The 24,670-nt window shown below is 56.4% G+C and carries 24 protein-coding genes and 4 tRNA genes; 12 read left to right on the forward strand and 16 right to left on the reverse strand.

The window, feature by feature from the left end:
• Positions 1–6: 6 nt before the first annotated feature.
• From clpX to AUR04nite_RS09705, 9 genes are all read right to left on the reverse strand, one after another.
• Entirely contained in the window at positions 7–1,299 is a 1,293-nt protein-coding gene (clpX, locus tag AUR04nite_RS09665) for an ATP-dependent Clp protease ATP-binding subunit ClpX (protein WP_141364413.1), read from the reverse strand.
• 164 nt (positions 1,300–1,463) lie between these two features.
• Positions 1,464–2,123 (reverse strand): ATP-dependent Clp protease proteolytic subunit, encoded by a 660-nt coding sequence (locus AUR04nite_RS09670; RefSeq protein ID WP_141364415.1) that lies wholly within the window; start codon positions 2,121–2,123, stop codon positions 1,464–1,466.
• Between the two features lie 53 nt (positions 2,124–2,176).
• Positions 2,177–2,770, reverse strand: coding sequence for an ATP-dependent Clp protease proteolytic subunit (locus AUR04nite_RS09675; RefSeq protein ID WP_141364633.1), 594 nt, complete (start codon positions 2,768–2,770; stop codon positions 2,177–2,179).
• A 257-nt stretch (positions 2,771–3,027) separates the two neighbouring features.
• Positions 3,028–4,368, reverse strand: a complete 1,341-nt coding sequence (tig, locus tag AUR04nite_RS09680; protein ID WP_141364417.1) for a trigger factor — start codon at positions 4,366–4,368, stop codon at positions 3,028–3,030.
• 86 nt (positions 4,369–4,454) lie between these two features.
• A tRNA-Pro gene (locus AUR04nite_RS09685) sits at positions 4,455–4,529 on the reverse strand.
• 154 nt (positions 4,530–4,683) lie between these two features.
• A tRNA-Pro gene (locus AUR04nite_RS09690) sits at positions 4,684–4,758 on the reverse strand.
• A gap of 544 nt (positions 4,759–5,302) precedes the next feature.
• A tRNA-Gly gene (locus AUR04nite_RS09695) sits at positions 5,303–5,376 on the reverse strand.
• Positions 5,377–5,568: 192 nt separating this feature from the next.
• Complete coding sequence (locus AUR04nite_RS09700; RefSeq protein WP_141364419.1) at positions 5,569–6,531, reverse strand: Fpg/Nei family DNA glycosylase; 963 nt, start codon at positions 6,529–6,531, stop codon at positions 5,569–5,571.
• 2 nt (positions 6,532–6,533) lie between these two features.
• Entirely contained in the window at positions 6,534–7,007 is a 474-nt protein-coding gene (locus tag AUR04nite_RS09705) for a ribose-5-phosphate isomerase (RefSeq protein WP_141364421.1), read from the reverse strand.
• Between the two features lie 290 nt (positions 7,008–7,297).
• On the opposite strand from AUR04nite_RS09705, the gene pepN reads away from it, so the two are divergent.
• From pepN to AUR04nite_RS09720, 3 genes are all read left to right on the forward strand, one after another.
• Positions 7,298–9,844: an aminopeptidase N gene (gene pepN, locus AUR04nite_RS09710; RefSeq protein ID WP_141364423.1), complete on the forward strand. Its 2,547-nt coding sequence runs from the start codon at positions 7,298–7,300 to the stop codon at positions 9,842–9,844.
• A gap of 86 nt (positions 9,845–9,930) precedes the next feature.
• Positions 9,931–10,398, forward strand: a complete 468-nt coding sequence (locus tag AUR04nite_RS09715; RefSeq protein WP_141364425.1) for an OsmC family protein — start codon at positions 9,931–9,933, stop codon at positions 10,396–10,398.
• Positions 10,399–10,425: 27 nt separating this feature from the next.
• The gene (locus AUR04nite_RS09720; RefSeq protein WP_141364427.1) at positions 10,426–10,932 is read left to right on the forward strand and encodes a globin; all 507 of its coding nucleotides are present in this window, start codon (positions 10,426–10,428) and stop codon (positions 10,930–10,932) included.
• A gap of 65 nt (positions 10,933–10,997) precedes the next feature.
• Here the strand turns inward: AUR04nite_RS09720 and AUR04nite_RS09725 are convergent, their stop codons facing one another.
• Positions 10,998–11,657: a hypothetical protein gene (locus tag AUR04nite_RS09725; protein ID WP_141364429.1), complete on the reverse strand. Its 660-nt coding sequence runs from the start codon at positions 11,655–11,657 to the stop codon at positions 10,998–11,000.
• 174 nt (positions 11,658–11,831) lie between these two features.
• Between AUR04nite_RS09725 and AUR04nite_RS09730 the strand changes: the two genes are divergently transcribed.
• Positions 11,832–12,719: an acyl-CoA thioesterase gene (locus AUR04nite_RS09730; RefSeq protein WP_141364432.1), complete on the forward strand. Its 888-nt coding sequence runs from the start codon at positions 11,832–11,834 to the stop codon at positions 12,717–12,719.
• 32 nt (positions 12,720–12,751) lie between these two features.
• Here the strand turns inward: AUR04nite_RS09730 and soxR are convergent, their stop codons facing one another.
• A complete protein-coding gene (soxR, locus tag AUR04nite_RS09735; protein ID WP_141364434.1) occupies positions 12,752–13,270 on the reverse strand; it encodes a redox-sensitive transcriptional activator SoxR in 519 nt (172 codons plus the stop codon).
• A 122-nt stretch (positions 13,271–13,392) separates the two neighbouring features.
• On the opposite strand from soxR, the gene AUR04nite_RS09740 reads away from it, so the two are divergent.
• Positions 13,393–13,896, forward strand: coding sequence for a flavin reductase family protein (locus AUR04nite_RS09740; RefSeq protein WP_141364436.1), 504 nt, complete (start codon positions 13,393–13,395; stop codon positions 13,894–13,896).
• A gap of 59 nt (positions 13,897–13,955) precedes the next feature.
• Here the strand turns inward: AUR04nite_RS09740 and ettA are convergent, their stop codons facing one another.
• The 3 genes from ettA to AUR04nite_RS09755 all read right to left on the reverse strand — a co-directional run bounded on the left by ettA (position 13,956) and on the right by AUR04nite_RS09755 (position 17,185).
• The gene (ettA, locus tag AUR04nite_RS09745) at positions 13,956–15,638 is read right to left on the reverse strand and encodes an energy-dependent translational throttle protein EttA (RefSeq protein ID WP_141364439.1); all 1,683 of its coding nucleotides are present in this window, start codon (positions 15,636–15,638) and stop codon (positions 13,956–13,958) included.
• 112 nt (positions 15,639–15,750) lie between these two features.
• Positions 15,751–16,200, reverse strand: a complete 450-nt coding sequence (locus tag AUR04nite_RS09750; RefSeq protein ID WP_141364441.1) for a single-stranded DNA-binding protein — start codon at positions 16,198–16,200, stop codon at positions 15,751–15,753.
• A gap of 73 nt (positions 16,201–16,273) precedes the next feature.
• On the reverse strand, positions 16,274–17,185 hold the full coding sequence (locus AUR04nite_RS09755) for a CPBP family intramembrane glutamic endopeptidase (protein WP_218024672.1): 912 nt from the start codon (positions 17,183–17,185) through the stop codon (positions 16,274–16,276).
• Between the two features lie 103 nt (positions 17,186–17,288).
• On the opposite strand from AUR04nite_RS09755, the gene AUR04nite_RS09760 reads away from it, so the two are divergent.
• Positions 17,289–17,362 (forward strand) — tRNA-Arg (locus AUR04nite_RS09760).
• Positions 17,363–17,588: 226 nt separating this feature from the next.
• On the forward strand, positions 17,589–17,891 hold the full coding sequence (locus tag AUR04nite_RS09765) for a hypothetical protein (RefSeq protein ID WP_141364443.1): 303 nt from the start codon (positions 17,589–17,591) through the stop codon (positions 17,889–17,891).
• Positions 17,892–18,072: 181 nt separating this feature from the next.
• Here the strand turns inward: AUR04nite_RS09765 and AUR04nite_RS09770 are convergent, their stop codons facing one another.
• A complete protein-coding gene (locus AUR04nite_RS09770) occupies positions 18,073–19,764 on the reverse strand; it encodes an FAD-binding dehydrogenase (RefSeq protein ID WP_281285120.1) in 1,692 nt (563 codons plus the stop codon).
• Positions 19,765–20,053: 289 nt separating this feature from the next.
• On the opposite strand from AUR04nite_RS09770, the gene AUR04nite_RS09775 reads away from it, so the two are divergent.
• Positions 20,054–21,271 carry an MFS transporter gene (locus tag AUR04nite_RS09775; protein WP_141364448.1) on the forward strand — a complete coding sequence of 406 codons (1,218 nt, stop codon included), beginning with the start codon at positions 20,054–20,056 and terminating at the stop codon, positions 21,269–21,271.
• Here the strand turns inward: AUR04nite_RS09775 and AUR04nite_RS09780 are convergent.
• Positions 21,268–21,714 (reverse strand): Lrp/AsnC family transcriptional regulator, encoded by a 447-nt coding sequence (locus tag AUR04nite_RS09780; RefSeq protein WP_141364450.1) that lies wholly within the window; start codon positions 21,712–21,714, stop codon positions 21,268–21,270. The two genes, AUR04nite_RS09775 and AUR04nite_RS09780, sit on opposite strands and share 4 nt — an antisense overlap.
• Before the next feature lie 161 nt (positions 21,715–21,875).
• Here AUR04nite_RS09780 and AUR04nite_RS09785 point away from each other — a divergent pair, with 161 nt between their 5' ends.
• The 4 genes from AUR04nite_RS09785 to AUR04nite_RS09800 all read left to right on the forward strand — a co-directional run bounded on the left by AUR04nite_RS09785 (position 21,876) and on the right by AUR04nite_RS09800 (position 24,669).
• Positions 21,876–22,601: a LysE family translocator gene (locus tag AUR04nite_RS09785; protein WP_141364452.1), complete on the forward strand. Its 726-nt coding sequence runs from the start codon at positions 21,876–21,878 to the stop codon at positions 22,599–22,601.
• 143 nt (positions 22,602–22,744) lie between these two features.
• The gene (locus tag AUR04nite_RS09790) at positions 22,745–23,434 is read left to right on the forward strand and encodes an energy-coupling factor ABC transporter ATP-binding protein (RefSeq protein WP_141364454.1); all 690 of its coding nucleotides are present in this window, start codon (positions 22,745–22,747) and stop codon (positions 23,432–23,434) included.
• A complete protein-coding gene (locus AUR04nite_RS09795) occupies positions 23,431–24,039 on the forward strand; it encodes an energy-coupling factor transporter transmembrane component T family protein (RefSeq protein WP_141364456.1) in 609 nt (202 codons plus the stop codon). Before AUR04nite_RS09790 ends, AUR04nite_RS09795 begins: the two co-directional genes overlap by 4 nt.
• A 48-nt stretch (positions 24,040–24,087) precedes the next feature.
• Positions 24,088–24,669, forward strand: a complete 582-nt coding sequence (locus AUR04nite_RS09800) for a biotin transporter BioY (protein WP_141364458.1) — start codon at positions 24,088–24,090, stop codon at positions 24,667–24,669.
• Position 24,670 lies beyond the last annotated feature (1 nt).

Genomic DNA, 24,670 nt, shown 5'->3' on the forward strand with positions numbered 1-24,670 from the left:
AAATGATCAGGCAGACTTTCTATTGCGCTTCGCGGCCAGTGCATGAGTCAGCAAGGTGGGATCCTCGCCGTCCATCACGGTTTCTCGGGTAACAACCACTTCCGCAATGTCTTCACGGCTCGGCAGCTCGAACATGATTCCGCCCAGAGTTTCTTCCAGGATGGCGCGCAGGCCACGGGCACCGGTTTCTCGCTCGATCGCCAGTTCCGAGATGGCTTGAAGCGCTGCAGGCTCGAAGCTCAGCTGCACCCCGTCCATTTGGAACATCTTCTGGTACTGCTTGACCAGGGCGTTCTTAGGTTCCGTCAGTACTCGGATCAGCGCGTCGCTGTCGAGGTGCTCAACAGTGGTGATAACCGGCAGGCGGCCGATGAATTCAGGGATCAACCCGAACTTCAGCAGGTCTTCGGGGCGCACGTCCGAGTAGGAGGCAGTCTCCGACTTCAACGCTGTCAGCGGAGCCCCAAAGCCGATGCCCTTGCGTCCGGCACGCGAAGAAATGATTTCTTCCAGTCCGGCAAAAGCACCTGCAACGATAAAGAGAATATTGGTGGTGTCCAGCTGGAGGAAGTCTTGATGTGGATGCTTGCGTCCTCCCTGCGGAGGAACAGCGGCGACCGTGCCTTCAAGAATCTTCAGCAGTGCCTGCTGTACGCCTTCGCCTGAAACATCGCGGGTGATCGAAGGATTCTCGCTCTTGCGCGAAATCTTGTCGATTTCATCGATGTAGATGATTCCGGTTTCGGCCTTTTTGACGTCGTAGTCGGCCGCCTGAATCAACTTGAGCAGAATATTCTCGACGTCTTCGCCAACATAGCCGGCCTCGGTCAGGCTGGTGGCATCTGCTACTGCAAATGGAACGTTGAGCTTCTTAGCTAGCGACTGGGCCAGATACGTCTTGCCGCAGCCGGTGGGGCCAATGAGCATGATGTTGGACTTGGAAACTTCAACCTCGCCCAATGGGTCTTCATTGGTCAGTGCCGCGACAGGAGCATGCTCCTGGTTGCCGCGAATGCGCTTGTAGTGGTTGTAGACCGCTACCGACAGAGCGCGCTTCGCGTTTTCCTGGCCAATGACATATTCCTGCAGAGAATCAAAGATCTCACGAGGTTTAGGCAGGACAAAGTCCTCGCTGACTTGTTCTTCAGCGAACTCCTCAGCGATGATCTCATTACAGAGTTCAATGCACTCGGTGCAGATGTAGACGCCGTGGCCGGCAATCAGCTTCTTTACCTGCTTTTGGCTCTTCCCGCAGAAAGAACACTTCAACAGGTCCGAGCCTTCGCTCATACGTCCCATCGCACCAATCTCCCGTTTACTTCAGTAGCTGTGGACTACATCAATTCTAGGCTAGGCAGTCCACAAAATAGCCGAACATGGCGGCTTACCCTTGGGAAAACGTTTTCACGTCAAAGCTTCCCCTTGGGTAAACCGCCATGCGCTAGTTCTTATTCCCGGCCGGACTAGTGTCCCAGCTGTGCACGGTTGAGCTTGCGAGGGGTCAATACCTCGTCAACAATGCCGTAGGCCTTCGCTTCGTCTGCCGTCATGAACAGATCTCGTTCGACATCGTCGCGGACCTTCTCCACGCTCTGGCCCGAGTGGGAAGCCAGGGTCTGCTCCAGCCAACCGCGCATGCGCATGACTTCTTCGGCCTGGATCTGCAGGTCGGTCGCGGTACCGCGTTCGCCGCCGCCCATGGCAGGCTGGTGAATCAGCACACGGGCGTTTGGCAGTGCCAAGCGCTTGCCCGGGGTGCCGGCTGCAAGCAGGACCGCTGCAGCGGAAGCAGCCTGGCCGAGGCACACGGTCTGCACCTCTGGGCGGATGAACTGGATGGTGTCGTAGATCGCGGTCATCGCGGTGAACGACCCGCCTGGCGAGTTGATGTAAAGGGTGACATCTCGCTCTGGGTCCATCGACTCAAGCACCAGCAGCTGGGCCATGACGTCGTCAGCCGATGCGTCGTCGACCTGGGCGCCGAGGAAGATGATGCGGTCTTCGAACAGCTTGGCGTATGGGTCTTGGCGCTTGAAGCCGTACGGGGTACGCTCTTCGAACTGCGGCAGGATGTAGCGGGCCGAAGGCATCTGGCCGCTGGTTGCTTCAGTATTGAAGTACATGGTTTTCTCCTAGGACAAATCTGTGAAGTTCAAGCCGGATAGTAGGCGGTCGATTAGCTTTCGACTCCGCCGCCGCCGGTCACTGAGCCGGCATGCTTGGCAATCTGGTCGAAGAAGCCGTACTTCAGGCCTTCTTCTGCGGTGAACCACTTATCGCGCTGGTTGTCGATCAGGATCTGTTCAACGCTCTGGCCGGTCTGCTCTGCGGTCAGCTCGCTCATGACCTTCTTCATGTGCATGATCAGCTCGGCCTGGATCTTGATATCCGAAGCGGTGCCGCCAATGCCGCCGGAAGGCTGGTGCATCAAGATGCGGGCGTTCGGGGTGGCGAATCGCTTGCCCGGGGTGCCGGAAGACAGCAGGAACTGGCCCATGGAAGCTGCCAGGCCGGTTGCCACGGTAACCACGTCGTTCGGGATGAAGTTCATGGTGTCGTAGATGGCCATGCCAGCGGTGATGGAGCCACCTGGCGAGTTGATGTACAGGAAGATGTCCTTCTCAGGATCCTCGGCTGAAAGCAGCAACAGCTGGGAACAGATGGCATTCGCATTGTCATCGCGGACCTCAGAGCCCAGCCAGATGATGCGCTCCTTGAGCAGGCGGTTGTAGATGTAATCCTCACGGCTTGCCGCATCGACGGTAGCCATGGTGGGAGTGCGCGAATCATTTGACATGTTCTCTACCTCTTCCAAACGTGTAGATCAGATTCTGGGATTCATAATTTGAACCCCAAAGCTGCAACTGGTTACTTGCAGATTACTTACTTCAAGTCGTTCATGGGGCGTTTCATGCCCCTGTTTCGCTCACGGCGCATGCAGCACGCCTGAAGCGAACAAAAATGGCCGTCGGCTAGCTTGTTCTTGTTCACAAGCTGGCCGACGGCCATTCAAGTTTTGAGTGAAGACTACTTAGCTTCGGTTGCCTCTTCGGCCTCAACCTCAGCGGCTTCTTCTTCACCAGCTGGCTTGACGAAAGAGCTCAGGTCGACAGCTGCACCGTTGGAGTCGGTGACGGTTGCGTACTCGAGGACCTTTGCCAGAGCCTTGCGGCGGCGAACTTCGCCCAGCAGCATTGGAACCTGGCCGGCGCCGTCCAGCATCTGTGCGAACTGGTTTGGCTCCATGCCGTACTGGCCTGCGGTCTGAACGATGTAGTCGATCAGCTCGGACTGCTCAACTCCAACTTCTTCAGCGTTGGCAACAGCGTCGAGGATGATTTCGTTCTTGAAGGCACGCTCGGTGTTCTCGCGAACCTCTGCACGGTGCTCTTCGGTGTCGTGGCCCTCTTCGGCGTTTGGAGCGTTGAAGTGCTGCTCCAGCTGCTCGTCGATAACCGATGCAGGAACTGGAACCTCAACAAGCTCTACCAGCTTGTCCAGAACGAGTTCGCGTGCCTCGACGCCCTGCTCAACAACCTTGCCTTCTGCTGCGGACTTAGCCAAGTCTTCGCGCAGTTCAGCGATGGTGTCGAATTCGGAAGCCAGCTGAGCGAAGTCATCGTTGGCCTCTGGCAGTTCGCGCTGCTTGACAGCGGTAACTACAACCTTGACGGTGGCAGGCTTGCCGGCGTGCTCGCCGCCAGCCAGCTCGGTTTCGAAGGTTGCGTCTTCGCCAGCGGACAGGCCGGTGATGGCTTCGTCCATGCCCTCAAGCATGTTGCCGGAACCGATCTGGTAGGACAGGCCCTGTGCGGAGTCAACCTCTTCGCCCTCAACCGATGCGGTCAGGTCGATGGTAACGAAGGAATCTGCAGCTGCTGGAGCTTCAACTTCCTTCAGGGTGCCGAAACGGCCGCGCAGGTCGTCGAGAGCCTTCTCGATGTCCTCGTCAGCAACTTCCTTGGCCTCTACCGAAACCTCGATGCCCTTGTAGTCAGGCAGTTCAACGGTTGGGCGGATGTCAACTTCCAGGGTGAAAGCCAGCTGGCCTTCGCCTTCCTTCTCGATCGAAGGCAGTTCGGTGATGTCAACCTCTGGGCGGGACAGTGGGGTGAGTTCGTTCTCAACCATTGCCTGCTGGTAGAAATCGTTCAGGCCTTCGTTAACAGCGGTCTCGATGACGTAGCCGCGGCCAACACGCTGATCGATCAGACGTGCAGGAACCTTGCCCTTGCGGAAGCCTGGGATCTGAATCTGCTGAGCGATGGTCTTGTACGCCTCATCGACGCGGGGCTTCAGTTCCTCGTAAGGAACTTCAACGGTCAGCTTAACCCGGGTCGGGTTGACGTTTTCAACGGCGCTCTTCACAGCGTTGTACTCCTGAGTTGTAATAATTAGGTCTAATCTGCAAAAAACCCCGCAACATGGTGGCGTTGCGGGGTTGTTCGACAGAGTCGGGGTGACAGGATTCGAACCTGCGACCTCACGCTCCCAAAGCGCGCGCTCTAGCCAAGCTGAGCTACACCCCGATTAGCAGTGAACAGTCTAACCCGAGTTATCCTGTATCCACTAATCGTCTGTGATACTTACCAGTCACTTTATAAGTAACCGGTGATCACAAGATCTAAATAATATTTAGCTCTCATTTTCATGAATTGAAAATGTAAATTTTCATCTCATGAGTCGGGGTGACAGGATTCGAACCTGCGACCTCACGCTCCCAAAGCGCGCGCTCTAGCCAAGCTGAGCTACACCCCGGTGGAGTTAGATGAAAACTGCTTCTCACCTGAACTTACCGTTATTTGATCGTTGCGGTTTTTTGTTTCCCGCGCTGATCACAAGAAATAAATTTACACGGTTTCCCAGCGAATGCAAAATCGGCAACTTCCCGTGACCGACGAGGGAAAACCCCGAGATTCCGCGGAATTTTGGCGGTAAGTTGCTGGAAACATTCAAAAAATACATTTTCGTGAGGTGGATTACACCTCGTTCTAGATTTCTTTCAGCCGCTAAGTCCCCTGGATAGCATTGCTTCCTGGCGCTTTGGGTGCCTCCGGTTCGCGTACTGGCGGCGTCGTTGAGTCGCCCGGCGTTTCGGCGCACGGGCTGCAGAAGAACTGACAGTCAACGCCGGGCAGTCTGGACGATGTCACTGCCTATCATTCGGATTCCGCAAGTAGCCCGGAAGCCCGGTCTGGAGTTTGGTCTCGCGCCCCCAGCCCGCAGCCAGCCACGCCGACCCCTACACGCATCGCCAAGAAGTTAAAACAACAGAGGCCGTGAATTACACGGCCTCTTAATTTGGAGGGGATGACGGGAATCGAACCCGCGTCATTAGTTTGGAAGACTAAGGCTTTACCATTAAGCTACATCCCCATTTCGAAGCACCTGCGCTTCGAACAAGTTCTAGTCTAGACCATGAATCCGATGCATTGCAAATCGGCAATCTCCCCTCCGACTTGGGATCACGCTCTAATATCACTAGTAATCACCGCGGCGAAAAGAACACGCCGAAGCGCGGAGGGGAAATGTTCAAATTTTCAATGAATCAACATTAAAGCCACTGACCTAGCCTCTTTTCCGGGGAGCTTTCTGGCACTTTGGGCACCAATAGAGCTTGCGGGCCGCGGCTTCGGCAAGGGAAATCTTTCCATTGCATTTTCGGCAGCCCATTCCCTGCCGCTGGTATACGTAATAGGCATTATCCGGCCAGAGCAATCCGTCGGGATCACGGTCTTCCACCCGTGTTGTAATGATCCTCCCGTCGCGAACACCGTCTTCCATGATGCTGACAATATCCAGCCACAGCATCTTGGCGGTTCGGCTGCTGACTTCATTGGATGGAAGCTGTGGCGAAATACGGTTTCTAAACAGTGCCTCCGCCCTGTAGATATTGCCCACACCGCTAATAATCTGCTGGTTCATCAGCGCGATCCCGATGGGCGTCTTAGTTTTCAGCAGGTTCGCACGAAATTCTTTGTAGGACGATTCACGCTCGGCCTCAGGGTTAAGATCGAGATCCTTGCCCTTAGCAGCGCGAAAGCGCACTGCTGAACCGACAAGCGGATCAGGACCGAGCTTGCCCAACTGAAGCTGCGCCTGCTCGGGTGAAAGCACTTCGCAGGCTGTGGGTCCTCGCAGATCTGCCCACCCATGGTCAGAAACTATTCGAGCGCGTACGGCGCCTACCGGAGCAGGAGGCCCCGCGTATTCTCCGGGCTCCTCGGATCCCGAAGTTTCCCGCTCCCCCACCTTGCGCGGCGCGCCAATGGAAGACGCCCCGCGGAAATGGCTGTCGCCTCCAAATGTGAAGGCCCCGTACAGGCCAAGGTGAACTCGCAGATAGAGATCGTTCGAGAACTGGCAGAATAGCTGCTTGCCTTTGGCAAATGCCTGTTCCAGCACCATGCCGTCGATACGTTCGGCATCAGTTTCAAAACGGCCTTGCGGCGAGCTGACAGATACGACTTGCCCGCCAAAGACGTCGTCAAATTGGCGGGCAAGTCGGTGAAGTGAATGACCTTCAGGCACGGTTAGTCGATGACCTCGCCGGTAGTTTCATAGGCTGCGATTTTGCCGATGCGGCGTACGTGGCGTTCAGCTTCGCTGAACGGTTCAGCCAAGAACGCCTCGATCAGCTCCGCTGCTTCCTCGACGCTGTGCTGGCGGCCGCCTACGGCGATCACGTTGGCGTTGTTGTGTTCACGGGCCAGCTTGGCGGTATCCAGGTTCCATGCCAAAGCTGCCCGGATCCCCTCTACCTTGTTGGCGGCGATCTGTTCGCCGTTGCCCGAGCCTCCCAAGACAATGCCCAGTGCGTCCACGCCAGCACGCTGGTCGGCAACGACTGCCTTGGCCGCATTGATGCAGAACGCCGGGTAGTCGTCTTCCGGGTCATAGGACTTTGGTCCGTGGTTGACCATTTCGAAGCCCTTGGCAGTCAGGTGCTTGACTAGGTAGTCGCTCAGTTCCAGACCTGCGTGGTCGGTGGCAATATGCACGCGCATAGTTGATGGCCTCATTCATTGGGGTTGGATCAAGTAGTACCAATATCTAGCTTAGCGATGCAGATGCTTCTGAGATAAAACTGGGGTGCAACCACTAGTTCTGTTACCGCGCAGGCACCAGCGGCCGCCCACGGACCCAATGCCCTTGGCCTACGCGTGTTCAGCATTGAAGAACTTTGCCAAATGACTTGCGCCGGCACCGGTGGCAGGTGACAGAATGGACTTAGATATTCAATATCTATTTCAGAACTTTGGGTGACGAGCAACCCGCATCAGGAATTGGAGAACCAATGCCAGGAATGAATCTCACGCGTGCAGAGGCCGCTGAACGCGCGCAACTGATCAACGTTGACAGCTACGAAGTCACCCTGGATCTGACCCAGGGTGATCGCATTTTCACCTCACAGACCACCGTGCGCTTCACCGGCGTTGAGGGCGCGTCGACCTTCATCGACGCGGTGACCGACAAGGTCCGCTCAGTGACGCTCAATGGCGTCGAGCTGGATCCTGCAGAAGTTTCCGACGGCATCCGCATTCAGCTGCCCAACCTGGCCGCGCAGAACGTTCTGGTGATCGATGCCGATGCGCTGTATATGAACACCGGCGAAGGCCTGCACCGCTTCGTTGACCCTGTCGACCAGGAAGTGTACCTCTACACCCAGTTCGAGGTTGCCGATTCCCGCCGCATGTTCGCAGTATTCGAGCAGCCGGACCTGAAGGCGACCTTCCAGTTCTCCGTCACCGCACCGAAGTACTGGAACGTCGTGTCCAATGCTCCAACCCCGCAGCCTGCGGAATCCGGCGACAACGCAACCTGGAACTTCGCTCCGACCCAGCGCATCTCCTGCTACATCACCGCACTGATTGCAGGGCCCTACCAGGTGGCCCGCGACTCGCTGGTCTCCTCCAGCGGACGCACCATCGAGCTGGGCGTCTTTGCCCGCGCCTCGATGATGGAATTCCTGGACGTCGAGAACATCGTCACCATCACCCGCCAGGGCTTTGAATTCTACGAAAAGAACTTCGGCGCTCCCTACCCATTCGAGAAATACGACCAGCTCTTCGTGCCCGAGTTCAATGCCGGCGCCATGGAGAACGCGGGAGCAGTGACCTTCCTGGAAGAGTACGTATTCCGTTCCCGCCCAACCGGCGCCATGGTCGAACGCCGTGCCATCACCATCCTCCACGAGCTGGCCCACATGTGGTTCGGCGACCTGGTCACCATGAAGTGGTGGAACGACCTGTGGCTCAACGAGTCCTTCGCTGAATTCATGTCCACCTTGGCCGCCGCCCAGAACACCGAATTCACCAGCGCCTGGACCACCTTCAACACCCTGGAAAAGAACTGGGCCTACCGCCAGGACCAGCTGCCCTCCACCCATCCAATCGTTGCGCCGATCAATGATTTGGAAGACGTGGAGGTGAACTTCGACGGCATCACCTATGCCAAGGGCGCTTCGGTGCTGCGCCAGCTGGTCGCGTTCGTGGGCCAGGAGCAGTTCATGGCTGGCGTGCGCGAGTACTTTAAGAAGCACGCGTGGGGCAACACCGAGCTTCCGGATCTGTTGGGCGAACTGGAAGCAGCCAGCGGCCGCGACCTGAGCCACTGGGGAGAGGCCTGGCTTGAAACTGCAGGCGTCAATACCCTGACCGCTCAGATCACCACCGACGATGGGCAGAACATCACCAAGTTCGCCATCGCGCAGACTGCCGTTGAAGACTACCCGACGCTGCGCCAGCACCGTCTGGCTGTGGGCTTCTACTCGCTGAATGCGGATGGCAAGCTGGAGCGCGTGCACCGCGAAGAACTCGACGTGCAGGGCGCATTGACCGAAGTGCCTGCTTTGGCAGGCCTCAAGCGCCCTGACTTGGTGCTGCTCAACGACGACGATCTGACCTACACCAAGATCCGCCTGGACGAGCAGTCGCTGGCTACTGCGACCGAGCACTTGAAGGACTTCGACGAGTCCCTGCCCCGCACCCTGGTGTGGTCGGCGGCCTGGGATGCAGTACGCGATGCGGAATCCCCTGCCAGCACCTACGTGCAGCTGCTGCTGAACAACATCGGCCACGAAGTCGACTCCTCGGTCATCATGGTGCTGCTGCGCCAGCTGAACACCTCGCTGGACTTCTACGTGGCTGCGGACAACAGCCAGGCCCTGAGCATCGAAGCCGCAGACCGGCTGTGGGAACTGGCCCAGCAGGCTCAGGCCGGCTCGGATGCGCAGCTGCAGTTCGCCAAGGCCTTCGCCCACCGTTCGCGCACCGCGGCACAGCTGGACACTGTCCAGGGATTGTTCGACGGCAGCGTGGCCCTCGAAGGCCTGAGCGTGGACACCGACCTGCGCTGGGCCCTGGCCATCGCACTGTCCGCAGGCGGCCGCTTCGACGAGGCGCAGCTGGATGCCGTACTTGCAGCAGATGACACCGCCAAGGGCAAGGCCTCTTGGTACACCGCCCGGGCGTCCCGCCCAACTGCCGAAGCGAAGAAGGAGGCCTTCGACGCCGCCACCGCCGCGACGCTGTCCAACGACCAGCAGAGCGCAGTGATCGCAGGCTTCAACAACAGCCACGACGATTCGCTGATCAATGGATTCAGCGAGGCATACTTCGGACTGCTGGTCAACGCCTGGGAATCCTTCTCCCATGAGATGGCCAAGCAGATCGTTCTTGGCTTCTACCCAAGCTCGAATGTCTCGGAACAGACACTGGCTGATACCGACGCCTTCTTGCAGAGCCTGGGCGACAAGCACCCGGCCATGCGCCGCCTGCTGGTTGAGAGCCGTGCGGATGTCGTCCGTGCACTGGCAGCGCGCAAGGCAGACGCGGCCAAGTAGCTTAGTGGCGCCGACGACGGTGTGTGGTGAAGGAATCGTGCCTCACCACACACCGTCTGTGCTTTAAAGAATGGGAGAATGGGTGCATGGACCTGTCGAATCACCGCTATGAAGTCTCGGTTCACTGGACCGGCAACCGAGGTTCGGGCACCACGAGCTACCGAAGCTACGGCCGGGACCACATCATCCGCGCCGCCGGGTTGCCCGATCTTCCCGGGACCGCAGACCCGACCTTCCACGGGGACAAAGACCGATGGAACCCTGAACAGCTGCTGCTGGCAGCCCTGTCCCAGTGCCATATGCTTTCCTACCTGCACATTGCAGTGCTCAATTCCGTCGCCGTGACCGGATACAGCGACAATGCCATCGGCACCATGAAGCTCAATAGCGACAACAGCGGGCAGTTCACCGAAGCTGTGCTTCATCCCCGCGTTGAATTAGCCGACGAGTCCCAGCGCGAGCTGGCTGATTCGCTCCATGAGCAGGCGAACAAGGTCTGCTTCATTGCCCGTTCAGTGAACTTCCCCGTGCTGCACGAACCCGCACACCCCTAAGAACCGCCTTCAAAGGAACATATCTCGATGAGTGAACCAGAACAGCTGCCTCTGGCTGCCAGGAAAGACCCTTTCAGCAATCCATTGGTCATGGGAAAATCGACCCAAGAGTTTTTGGAGCTGGCCGAACAGCCGATTGATGTCGCTGACTACGCAGGCACTTTCTATGAGGAAGTGGGAGGACGCGAAGTTTTTGCGCAGCTGACCAAGAACTTCTACGCATCCGTTGCACAGGATGAGGAGTTCCGGTGGATGTACCCGGAGGAAGACCTGCATCCTGCGCAGGTGAGGCTGCAGCTGTTCCTCGAACAGTACTGGGGCGGCCCAACCACGTTTTCCGAGCACCGCGGGCATCCACGACTTCGCATGCGCCATGTGAACTACCCGGTGAACTCCCACTACCGAGATGTCTGGCTTGGACACATGAACAAGGCCATCGACGAGCTGGATCTGCCGATGCTCCATGCTGAAACCCTGCGCGAGTATTTCGACCGCGCAGCGCGCTCGCTGCAGAACACTCCTGACGACATGTAGGCGCTGAAAAACCGTCCAGAATCAGTTCGATGAACAGATTCTGGACGGTTTTTTATGACATGTTGTCAGCCGAGCATCGACGACTTCCGAACCAGCACATGGCCTTTGCCATTGCTGATGCGAGTCCAGTTGCCGCTGCGGTACACCTTGCTGCGTTCCCCAGCAGTGAGGAACCCCAGCGCCTGCATGGCGAATGCCGCACCCGCTGGAATCTCTTCGTCGGCCTCCAAGATCGGTGCCGACCAAACGTGCTGTCGAATCTGCGAAACGACAGGCAGGCCAGGATTAGCTGGCAGCGATTGGGCTACCTCGTCGATCCCATTCTGCGCCGCGCTTTTGAGAACATCGTCGGATACTGTCGAGGTTTCAGCCCATCCGGACATGGGAACGGAAATTCCCGCCCACCGTGGATTCTCTTCAGCAGGTGGAAGGGAAAATTCCAAAGAGCTGTCGCCCATCCGGGCCAGACGGTCTTGTATGGAAGCAAGCGAGTACGACTTGTTGATGTCGGCGGCTTCCGAAAGCCGGTGAACGCGCATTGCAAGGATCGTGTACTGCCCCTGTCCTAGTTCGGCTGGCACCAGCACCGGAACGTACACTGCCAATGCAGTTCCCCGCCCGGTGAGCAAGGCTGCGTCGTCATCCACCGTTTTAGCTCGGCTGATGAAGTTTGCCAGATCGTTCACGGAATTGCTGTCGTCAAAAACTAGTACATTGCTTCCCATATATTCATGTTCTCACGCGCCGACTTGGGGCAGGTCATCTTTTGCTCAAGGCGTCATCTACCGACAAAAATCGTATAGTTTAGCAATGGGCGCAGTTTCTATGACCTTCATGTTACTTTTGAGTAATTATCGTTCGCGCCCTGACCAGTCGGGGCACCTCAAGGAGTCAACATCGTGACCGAAGAATTAGGCACTACTCAAACGTTGCTGGATATTCTCAACCTCAGCGGTGAAGGACAGGCCCGCACCGATGAAGACATCTTCGTCGGCGACACTCCCTCCCACAGCCGTGGCCGGGTATTCGGCGGTCAGGTATTGGCTCAGTCGGTGATGGCGGCAACCCGTACGGTCGAGGCTTCACGAGCGGTGCACTCCCTGCACGGCTACTTCTTGCGCCCCGGCGACCCGCATCAAAGCATTACATTCGGTGTTCAGCGGCTTCGCGACGGGCGCTCGTTCTCAGCGCGTCGCGTCCACGCCTATCAGGGCGGAGTGCCGATTCTTTCGATGATCGCGTCCTTCCAGGAGCCCGCCGATGGCCTGGAGCACCATGATCCAGCGCCGATCACTGCGCCGGATCCAGAATCGCTTCCGACAACCGCGCAGCTGATTGGCCATATCGACCACCCTGTTGCCCGGGAATGGGCTTACCAGCGCCCGTTCGACATCCGCCATATCACCGAGGCCATCTACCTCCCGGGCAAGATCGAAGCTTCCCCCGATTCTGCGGTATGGCTGCGCACCACAGCGAAGATGCCTGACAATCCAGCGATTCACCGCGCCGCGCTTGCCTATGCGAGCGACTACATGCTGCTTGAACCAGTGCTGAGGGCTCACGGTAAAAGCTGGGTTGAACCTGGCCTGAGCGTCGCCAGCCTTGACCATGCCATGTGGTGGCACCGCGACTGCCGGGTAGATGAGTGGCTGCTGTATGTGCTGCATTCGCCCTCGGCGTCCTCGGCCCGTGGCCTGGGCACCGGCCAGTTCTACAACCGCGCTGGAGAGCTGGTAGCTACCGTCGCCCAGGAAGGCATGGTGCGTTTGCCGGAATTCGCCGGCTGATCCAATCGTGCACCGACAGGGGCGCCTCGAGATTACTTCTCGGTGCGCCCCTGTTCTGCACCATCCTCAACGAGCGCCTCTAGCCGGCGTGCGCCAGTTCCGGATTCTGCCAGTGCATCGTGCGGGTTGATCAAGCTGCAGGCCTGCATCGACAGGCAGCCGCAGCCGATGCAGCCCATCAGCCTGTTTTCAAGTTCCTCGATGGCTCGGCGCCGCGCTTCAAGGACGCGCTTCCACTCAGCGGTGGCCCGCAGCCAGTCCTCTTCCGATGGCAACGATTCCATGGGAACAGGCTCCAGCGCGCGCTTGATATCTGCCAATGGAATGCCCAGCCGGCTGCCTACGCTGATGAGCGATATTCGTCGAATCATGTGCCTCGGATAGCGCCGCTGATTTCCGGACGTTCGCTGGGAGGCGATCAGGCCCAACTGTTCGTAGTAATGGAGCGCGGAATGAGCCACGCCTGTACGGGCGCTGACGATGCCGATGCTGAGCAATTCACTGCCCAGAGTCGTCAAATTGTCATCCTGATTGAAACTTGTGTCTATCATCACCACGTCACTCCTTGACCTCAGGTCTACTTGAGATCTTAGTGTTGGGTGTAGTCGTTACCCCTTTGGCAACATGCGAAGGGCCGCAGCACCGGTGCTGCAGAATTTTAGAAAGATGTGAAATGTCGAGTTTGTCTGATGACTTCAAGGCCGCATTCCGGCATCACCCTGCTGGAGTTGCCCTCATTACCGCTACGGTGGACAACATTCCTTATGGACTGACAGTGTCATCACTAGCTTCGCTGTCCATCGACCCCGTGGCAGTTTCCTTCTCGCTCACTAAGGAATCGGGTGCGGCAGGCGCGGTACTTTCCGCGAACACGTTCATGATTCACTTGCTTGGCGAAGATCATCACGAACTTGCCACCAACTTCGCCAGGCCGGGCGCTCCCCGATTCACCGCAGACCAAGGCTTCGAGTTCTTGTCCACTGGCGAGCCGTATTTCCCGTTGGCGCCGGTAGCCCTGCGCGCTAGCCTGCACTCGTCCATCAGCATAGGCGGCTCGCGGCTCATTGCGGCAGAAGTCCACGATGTGCTGGTGCAGGACCACCAGCAGCATCTTGTCTACCAGAACCGCCAATATCTGAACCTGTCAGAGCATCTCAAGACTGCTGCGGCTAACTAGTTCGCCGCATTAAATGCCCGAGGCCGCCACGAGTGTGGCGGCCTCAAACGTTAGCGAGGTTAGTCGCGGGTCAAGCGGCGGTGGGTCACGCGATGCGGCTTAGCTGCGTCGGCGCCCAAACGCTCAATCTTGTTGGCTTCGTAAGACTCGAAGTTGCCCTCGAACCAGTACCAGTTCGATGGATTCTCTTCGGTACCCTCATAAGCCAAGATGTGGGTGGCTACTCGGTCAAGGAACCAGCGGTCGTGGGAAACGACTACCGCACAACCTGGGAACTCCAGCAGGGCGTTTTCCAAGGACGAGAGAGTCTCAACGTCGAGGTCGTTAGTAGGCTCATCGAGCAGCAACAGGTTGCCGCCCTGCTTCAAAGTCAATGCAAGGTTCAGGCGGTTGCGCTCACCACCGGAGAGCACACCAGCCTTCTTCTGCTGATCTGGACCCTTGAAGCCGAAAGCCGAAACGTAGGCGCGCGATGGCATTTCAACCTGGCCGACGTTGATGTAGTCCAGGCCGTCGGAGACGACCTCCCACAGCGACTTGGCGGGGTCGATGTTTTCGCGGTTCTGGTCGACATAGGAAATCTTGACGGTTTCGCCGACCTTCAGCTGGCCTTCATCAAGCTCTTCGAGTCCAACGATGGTCTTGAAGAGGGTGGACTTGCCCACGCCGTTCGGACCGATGACACCGACGATGCCATTGCGCGGCAGCGAGAACGACAGTCCCTCGATGAGAACTCGATCGCCAAAGCCCTTCTTCAGGTCCTTGGCCTCGATGACTACCTGGCCCAAGCGAGGGCCTGGCGGAATCTGAATCTCTTCGAAATCGAGCTTGCGAGTGCGCTCGGCTTCAGCTGCCATTTCTTCATAGCGTGCCAGACGAGCCTTCGACTTGGTCTGGCGGCCCTTGGCATTGGAGCGGACCCATTCGAGTTCTTCAGCCAGACGCTTTGCGAGCTTCTGGTCCTTCTTGCCCTGAACTTCCATACGTTCGCGCTTCTTCTCCAGGTAGGTGGAGTAGTTGCCTTCGTATGGGTGCAGTCGACCGCGGTCAACTTCACAGATCCATTCAGCGACGTGGTCGAGGAAGTAACGGTCGTGAGTCACGGCCAATACTGCGCCCGGGTAGGATGCCAGGTGCTGTTCAAGCCACAACACTGATTCCGCGTCGAGGTGGTTGGTAGGCTCATCGAGCAGCAGAAGGTCAGGCTTCTGCAGCAGCAGCTTACATAGCGCTACACGACGGCGCTCACCACCGGAGAGGTGGGTGACCATCTCATCGCCCGGAGGGCAACGCAGCGCATCCATAGCCTGTTCGAGCTGATTATCGATGTCCCATGCATCAGCGGCATCGATGGCTTCCTGAAGCTTGCCCATTTCTTCGAGCAGAGCATCGAAGTCGGCACCTTCCTGTGCCATCTCTTCAGAAATTTCGTTGAAGCGCTGGATCTTTTCGTAGATCTCGCCGACGCCTTCCTGGACGTTACCTAGGACCGTCTTTTCTTCGTTCAGTGGTGGTTCCTGCAGCAGGATACCTACTGAGTAGCCCGGTGAGAGTCGTGCTTCACCGTTCGACGGGGTATCAAGACCCGCCATAATCTTAAGAATCGTTGACTTACCAGCACCGTTAGGGCCCACGACACCAATTTTGGCGCCCGGGAAGAACGACATGCTGACATCGTCAAGGATGACTTTGTCACCAACGGCCTTGCGAGCCTTGGTCATCGTGTAAATGAATTCCGCCATACCCTTAAGGCTAGTCGGTTCACGCCTCCAAAACCCAATCCATCCGCTAGAAAATCGGCAGTGTGGTGCCCGGATTCACATGAATCGTCCGGACACCAGCAAAAGTGCCGAATTATGCCGCGTCAGATTCTTCTCCAGCCCACGAGTTCTTCTGCGCTTTTTGGGCAGTCCCATGAATCGAGCGCTCTGGAGAAACGTTCTCACTCCTAGTACGGGTGAACTGCGAGATGCCATATTTCAAATCATGCCCGAGAGCGTAGATCTCGACATCGGCACTTGTTCCCCTCGTCCCGTCTTCACGGTCGAACTGGCGAATTTGAAGTTTTCCGAACAGCACCACGTGGTCGCCTTGGACGATGGACTCCATGGTGTTTTCAGCAAGTCCACGGAATGCAGTTGCCGAGTACCAGTTGGTGGGTCCTTCGTTCCATTCACCGGTATCGCGATCACGACGGTTCTCGTGTGAGGCAACGCGGAACTTCAGAACGGAAACACCCTTGGGTGTGATAGTCAGCTGGGGGTCGGTGCCAACTACCCCACGAATCGTAATCATGTCGGCCATGAAAGGATCTCCTTTGAAATTCACCTCGAGTCTTTCGAGGGCTATTTCAAGGCTGAGGTACCAAAGCTAACAATCAAGAAGACTGCTGACCAGTTGTGGAAATCGCACGTGTTGCGCTTCTGCGCCAGGCAGTAAACGTCAGCACAAGCCCAATAATGAGCCCTGGGAGTATCCATCCCGACCAGCCAAGGATTGATGCCTTTTGAGTGTCCAGCACCGCGCCCATGAGCATGAAGAGGGAGATAATTCCTGCACTGGCGTTGAAGATCGCGTGGGCAATGGCGCTGGGCCAAACATTTCCAGACAAGGTGCGCAGCCATCCGAAGAAGGCTCCCACGACGACGCACATGCCGCACATGAACAGCGGGCCCCAAGCGCCTTTCGCCAGCGGATAGTTGTAGCCCAACAGGATTAGCGGCGCATGCCAGAGGCCCCAGATCACGCCGGAAACCAGGATTTTCGTTAGCTGCCCATATTGCTGCAATCTCGGCCATAGCCAGCCACGCCAACCAATTTCCTCGCCTAAAGCTGGAAGTAGGTTGAGCAGTTCGCCCAATAGAATCAGCCCAAATTGATTAACCAGGAACTCTGCGGGCCCCGATGGCCCCGCCAAAAAGTTCAAGATAGTAAAGTTCGCCAGGTCGCCAGGAAATACACCGAGCCACGTCCCGACGTAGGCTGCCTGGACAATCAGAAAAATTGAGACGGCAATTGCCAGCAGAACGCTCCCTATTAACCTTCTGGGATGCGCAAGCGGCCATAGGCCGACGTCACGCGTAAAACTTGTGATTCGTCCTTCAAGCCCTGCGAGCACTACAGCGGCAATACTGGGTGTCGCCATCATTGCCACAGCAATCCATCTAAAATGCGGATGGTTCAGTCCTCCACCGAGCCATAGTGGCATGGCGACGATCCATGACAAGGCAAAACTCAACAAGCTGAAAATAGTAACCGCCGCCAAGTTATTGATTTTCCATCGTTGCACTTTAAGATCACCAAATCAGCGTGAGGAACTAGAACCGTCATACCAACCCTAACGTGTGGAATCGTAATTTGAGCTGTCCATGAGCTAAACTAATTCCGGTCATGCCTCCTTAGCTCAGCTGGATAGAGCAAGAGCCTTCTAATCTCTAGGTCGTGGGTTCGAATCCCGCAGGGGGCACACACAAGAAAACCGGAGTTCACTTGGTTAAACAAGTGAACGCCGGTTCTCTCTATTTCGACCAAAATCGGGTTATTAGTGCCCTACCACCACAACACCACCACAATTTTGATTTCTATGAGGCTCCGCGAGGCCGCTGCGCGAGCCGGTCCGCCAGCGAGAAGATGCTGCCTTCCGGCTCCGGTTCGGGGCCTCAGGGCGCGGTGAGCTTCTTGGATACTCAGTCGTGAATTTCACCCAGGACATGCTGGTATCGGGTAAGCATGGAGCCATGGGAGCAGGCAAGGATCTCCATGACCACGCGCGGTTGGATGCCGAGCGGCAGGACCATGGTAGCCGCGGCATGCCGGCCGCCCGGAGCGCCAGAATCCTCCAAAAACGTCTTTCACGAGGCCCCGTCCGAGCGGTAGTCCATTGGTTAACCAGCCTTGCGCGGAAAGACGAACTCATTGGCCACTTTGTTCCGGTCCGTCCGCGGCTTCCAATCCTGGGTGCGCTGCAGTTGTTGGACATCGCCGCGCTCTCTTAACGTGGCATTTGAAGACGTAGTGGAATCTATTTACTGCCCATCTAACTAGCCAGTCTTCCTCATGTTCAAGGGGAACGAGCGCAAAACCGACATGCATACGGTTGTACTTAAGAACAGACACAGTTTCGGAAGCTGACAATAGTCCAAGAGGTCCAAAACTATCTGATTCCGCAAGCCTGCATCAGATTCCGAGATCCCTAACGATGCCCCTGCCAGTTTCTCGTCCGCTGAATAAACACCCTCCAAGGAACGTTCCTTCTAGCGCGTTGTATCCATGCATTCCACCGCCGCCGAACCCGCTGGCCTCTCCCGCAGCGTAGAGGCCTGTCAAAGCAGTACCGTCAGATTTCAGCGCGCGGCCCGATAGGTCTGTCTGTATTCCTCCCAATGATTTTCTCGTCAAGGTATGCAGCTTGACTGCAATTAGAGGGCCGCTCTTGCCGTCAAGTATCGGACGCGGTGAGACGACGCGCATCAGTCGATCCCCGATATACCGACGGGCGTTGCGAATGCTTTGGATCTGCGCGTCCTTCGAAAATGGGTTCGCCACCTGACGATCTCGAGCTTCGATCTGTTCGCGTAGTTCTTTCGAATCAATGAATGCTTCAGGAGCTGAAGCGTTCATTTTCTCCGTGAGTTCTTCGAGCGTGTCAGCGGTGAGAAAGTCCTCTCCGTATTTCAAGAAATCAGACACGGGCTTTGGTGCGCCGCTGCCGAAAATTCGGTCCTTGATCACTGCCTGTTTATTGCGTTCAGTTATGTCCGGGTTTTGTTCTGACCCGGAGAGCGCAAACTCTTTTTCGATGATTCTCTGGTTCAAGACGAACCATGAGTGATCAAACTGGCTTGCTTTCGGACCTGTTCGCAGTATTTTCAATGTTCCGATGGTGTCGTGGCCAGGTATTCCTGGAGCTGGAAGCCTTTTGCCTTGGGCATCGATCCACAGGGAACTTGGGCCTGGAAGGATTCTGATCCCATGTCCCGGCCAAATAGGATCCCAATTGTGCACACCTTCTGTGTAATGCCACATGCGGTCGCGATTCACTAGGCGAGCACCAGCTCGTTCGGCGATATCCAGACCACTGCCATCAACATAGGCAGGGACTCCAGTAAGCATTCGCTTCGGCGGATTTCCAAGTCGTTCGGGCCAGAATTTTCGAACAAGTTCATGGTTTCCGCCGATGCCTCCGGTAGTGATCAATGTGGCCTCGGCTTTGACCTCGAACTCGCCGATAACACGACGAGACGAGGCCACTCCACGTGGACTAGCATCAGCGACAAGGGCTTGACCACGACATCCAATGACTTGGCCTGCATCTACAAGCAAGCTGGTCACCTTGCAACGGTTGAGAAAGTGCAGCTTTCCTGCCAATTGTGCCTGCACTGCGTGACGGACAAATGGCTCGGATACCCCAGTCCCAGTACCCCAACAAATATGGAATCTTGGCACAGAGTTGCCGTGGCCCTGTGCACGGCCGTCGCCTCGTTCAGCCCAACCGACGACAGGGGTCAGTTCGATTCCGTGATCCGCAATCCACGTACGTTTTTCACCAGCAGCAAATTCGACGTATTTTTGGGCCCACTGATAAGCCCATGAGTCCTGATCATCCATGCGGTTGAATTGTGCGCTGCCAAGCCAATCAGACCATGCAAGGTCGAATGAGTCCCGCACGCCAAGGTGTCGCTGCTCGGGAGAATCGACCAAGAATAGACCCCCAAAGGACCAGTGCGCTTGGCCGCCCCAGTTTTGTGAGTTTTCTTGATCGACGACAATTACCTTCAAGCCGACAGAAGTCATCTCTGCGGCAGCCACCAGCCCGGAGAGGCCTGCACCAATGACGATCACATCGGCCTGAAACTTTTGAATTTCCACTGTCAGCTCCCGAGAGTCACTGTGCCCTGATGACCTGAGACTACGACGAACTTGAGCGAACTGCCAGTGACAGCTGTATTGACTAGGAAACAATTCAATGAACAGTAACAGATGTCCGGACACACATACTGTCCGACTATAAACGGAGGGAAATTTCACAGTTATGAATACGCTGAGCACCACCATCGAAGTGAAACTTAAAACGCCCCCTCGTCTGCCACATCACTAGGATTTCCGCAAGGTTGGGATAAACTGAATCCGAATTACTAATCGAAAGGCGAAGGCGTAAATGGCTCAAGCGGTTAGCAGCATTGCGCGAGTGAGCATAAGTGAGAAGCAGAGCCTCAACCTTATATTCTTCATTGCAGGTCTTTCCTTTGCCTCATGGGCAGGGCGGCTATCTGTCATTGATGCAGTATTCAACTTCTCTGGGATTGCACTAGGCGCTTTCCTGCTCTGCATGACTACCGGAACGCTGCTCGGGATTGGTCTCATTCCAGCCATCAGCCGCAAGTTGAATACGAAGAAATTACTTCTTTACTTGCCACTTCTACTTTCAATTTGTCTCATTTCCCTTGGTTTCGCAATTTCTGTCACAAGAGAACCAAGCATCGCCTTTGTTATTTTATTCATTAATGGATTATTCTTTGGTTGCCTTGACATCATGATGAACGTCAGTGGTGCTCGTGTTGAAAGACACTTGAATCGAAGCATAATGCCTATATTTCACGGATTCTTTAGCCTGGGAACATTAGCCGGCGCGGGCATTGCCACAGCCACCATCGGGTTCCACATGCTGACTATTTGGCATTTCTCCATTGTTGCCCTGATCATCGTTTCCCTCACCGCACTTTCCCAGTTCGGCCTCCAAGGTTGGGAAAACGAGAATTACCGCAAGAACAGTCAGGAATCCCCCCAAACGTCAGGTTCCAACCATCAGAAACTTGGAGCCTTGCTGCTCATCGGCCTCATGGTAGCTGGGCTGAGCTTTGCCGAGGGATCAGCGAACGACTGGATTACTGTTGCCTCCGTGGACGGCCACGGCTTGAATCACGAAGCTGGAGCTTTCATGTTCACGCTTTTCGTGGCGGCAATGACCGCTGGGCGCTTTGCTGGCGGTCGAATGATTGATGCCATGGGTCCACAGCGCACACTCATGATCATGGGATCCATCGGGCTGATCGGGTTGTGCCTGTTTATTCTCGGCGACGGAGCACTGGCACTCGGGTTGTCTGCCGTCATGTGGGGCCTTGGAAGCTCGCTTGGCTTCCCGGTTGGGATGACAATTGCAGCATCCCAAAGCAGCCGCCTTGGACCAAATTCGGTCAGCATCATCAGCGCTTTTGGCTACGGCGCGATGCTCGCGGGGCCTCCATTAATTGGATTCATGGTCGACCACATCGGCTTGCCCAACGCCCTCTGGCTGGCCGCAGGAATTATGGGATTGTCGCTATTACTGACGCCAAAGGCAGCACGTTACAGCCCAAGGGCTCCTCAGCAAATCTAAACCGGCAAAACCGCCTGCCCCTTGATATTTCTCATCACGATCGTGCTCGTGAGCTTCTCCACCGCCGGCAAGCCAACGAGCACTTCATCGTAAACGAGCTGATAGTGAGCCAAATCTTTGGCATAGACTCGCAAAAGAAAATCCGGCTCGCCAAAAAGCCTCTGAGCTTCCACGATCAGCTCCTCAGCTTCGACAGCTGATTCAAATTCTTTGAGATGAGCCCTGTCGCGCAATGTCACGAAGACCAACGCTTCAAAACCCAGCCCTACCCGGTCCGGATTAACAACCGCCTGATAACCAGCAATCACTCCCGACCGCTCTAACTCGCGAATGCGTCGATGGCAGGGCGCCACCGACAGCCCAACCTTTTCAGCTAATGCAGTGGCGCTCATTCGCCCATCGAGCTGAAGTTCTGCCAAGATCGCACGATCAAGATCATCCATAATGCCATGATACAGCGCAAAGATTTTGCGCACTATCGGCTCAAATGGGATTTTTATTGCGGAATCTGATACTAACCCGAGAAATTCAGCAAACACATTTCGGCTGTTTTTTCATAGTCTTGAGTTCAGAAATTCTCTCAACAGCAGGAGTCAGAGCGCAGATGGAACTTGCACAGATCGCAACTTTCTTGGTTGTGTCAACCACTTTGGCTTGCACCCCGGGTGCAGACTGGGCATACATCATCTCCTCCGTCCTCAAAAAGGAACGCTACGCTCCTGCGGTTTGGGGACTCTTGTCTGGATACCTTGTGCATACGCTGTTGCTCGTCTGCGGCATAGCCGCGCTCGTCGCCAGCTCGCCAATCTTGCTAACCTGGCTGACAACAGCAGGGGCTCTGTACTTGCTGTGGCTGGGAATCAGCACCATTCGCGGCTGGAAATCCGCGGTCTTCTACAACCAGGACTCCGCAGGCTTGGACATCAGCACGAACTCTAAAGATCCAGTATCGATGGAGGCCCCGACAGCGTACACCGCAACTAGCACGATGACGCTGGCTCCAGCAACAAAAACTGCGGAATCACCACGCGCCAAATTCCTCAAGGGTTTGCTCACCAGTGGAACCAACCCCAAGGCCTTGTTGCTTTATGTTGCACTCATTCCGCAATTCCTGAACGACAGCAGCCCGGTTCCAATGGCTCTCCAAACCACAATCTTTGGGCTCGGTCATTTCCTCGTATCGATACTCGTATACTTCGCTGTCGCCAAGGCAGCGCAGCTGCTGCTTAGTTCGCGGCCGACCGCAGCGCGGATCGTCACGCTCTGCTCGGGCATCATCATGATTGCCATCTCTGCCTTGCTACTTTGCGAACAATTCGTTGTTGTATAGACAGTTACTTGAACAGTGATCAAGAAAATTGAACAGTGATCAAGTATGCTCTTTAGCAGTGGAACAACCACTACTATCGACACCGGCCGAAGCTAACGTAGAAGCAGAATCTTCGGCACGCATAAGAGGATCGCAGAAACGCCGTGAACCTACCCCAGATTCGACTTGAGAACGTCACCGTCACTGTAGAAAACAGAGACGTCCTCAAGAATGTATCCCTGACGCTCGATGAACGCCGCATTGGCATCATCGGCGCCAACGGTGCTGGAAAGAGCACGCTGTCACGGCTGATCAACGGACTTGTCTTGCCTACCCAGGGCGCCGTCTACGTTGACGGTTTGAATACGGCAAAGCATGCGAAGAAAATTCGCAGGGACGTCGGCTTTGTTTTCCAGAATCCTGCAAATCAAATCATCATGCCACTTGTGGCAGACGACATTGCCTTCGGACTTAAAAATATGGGTCTGGGCGCCAAGGAACGAGATGCTCGCGTGCAGCAGACTTTGGCTCAGCTGAATATCGCCCACCTTGCCGATCGCGAAAGCCACACGCTATCCGGCGGCGAGCAGCAGATGGTCGCCCTAGCAGCGGTCATCGCCATGCAACCACGAACCATTGTGTTTGATGAACCAACAACCATGCTCGACTTGCGCAACCGATTGGGCTTCCAACGAGAAGTGGCAAGACTCCCCCAGCGCGCCATCGTCGTCACCCATGATCTCGAAATTCTTGAAGATTTCGATCGAGTCTTAGTGGTTACCGACGGCCAGGTGGCATTCGACGGCCCGGCAGATCCAGCAATTGCGCACTACACGCAGTGGAGCCGAGCATGATCGCCGCAAAAAATACTTCATGGTTGTCCCGAGTCCCCGCGAGCTGGAAATTCGGCAGCCTGCTGGTCATCAGCATCGCCTTGTATCTCATCAGCTCGTGGCCCGTCCTATTGGTCCTCTTGGCAGCCAGCATCGCCATTCTGGCCACGGCGCGTGTCCGCCTCTCGCAACTGCGCGGACCACTGACTGCCTTGTCGATCATCCTGGCAATCGTCTTTATTGCACTGGGTTTGCAGACGAGCTGGCTGAATGCTGCGGTGTCGGTCACCAGACTCTTCACGCTGTGCCTCTTGGCGTATTCGGTCAGCCTCACCACTAGTTTCAATGCGATGCTCGACCTCTTCCAGCGCGTTGCCTCGCCATTGCGGCATCTGGGAGCCAATCCTGCACAGATCGCGCTGGCATTGTCGATGGCCATCCGCTTCATCCCTGAGCTTCGGCGGGTCTATTCCGAAGTTCGAGAAGCCCAGCATGCACGGGGTTTAGGCAATAATCCCCTAGCGGTTAGCGTTCCACTCGTTATCCGAGCCCTGCGCATCGCCGACGAGACTGCCGAAGCATTGGATGCGCGAGGCTACGATTCGTCTTCCGTCCACGGCAAATGACACCACTGACTTCATCACCAAGGCAATACACCTTCTAAGGAGATCACCATGACGGCAACAACCGTTCGGCCTTCCCAGACAAAGAACACCGTCTATATCGCCATCTTCGCTGCACTGATCGCCGCGATGGGACTAGTTCCGCCAATCACCCTGGGCATCGTGCCCGTGCCGATCACACTGCAAACGCTCGGCGTCATGCTCGCCGGTGCGGTCCTGGGACCATGGCGCGGCGCCATGGCCTCCCTGGTAGTCGTGGTTCTGTCGCTGGCAGGTCTTCCGCTGCTGGCCGGAGGCCGCGGCGGCCTGGGAGTGCTCTTCGGCCCAACCGGCGGATACCTCTTGGGCTGGGTGCTTGGTTCGCTCGTGATCGGTGCCTTGTTCAAATACTGGGTCATTCGCATTGAATCGAAGCCGGCACAAATCGCCGCAGGTTTGGTCGCGACAATTCTTGGCGGCGTCATCGTGATCTACGCCTGCGGTGTTCCATGGACCGCGATGACCACCGGTCTGGAACTCAAGACCTCCCTAGTTGGATCCTTCGCGTTCCTTCCTGGAGACCTGCTCAAGGCGGTGGTTGCCACACTGGTAGCACTGACCGTCCACCGCAGCTACCGCGGACTGCTCAAGTAGC

The sequence above is a fragment of the Glutamicibacter uratoxydans genome, assembly GCF_006539925.1.
In the GTDB taxonomy this organism is placed as follows: Bacteria; Actinomycetota; Actinomycetes; order Actinomycetales; family Micrococcaceae; genus Glutamicibacter; species Glutamicibacter uratoxydans.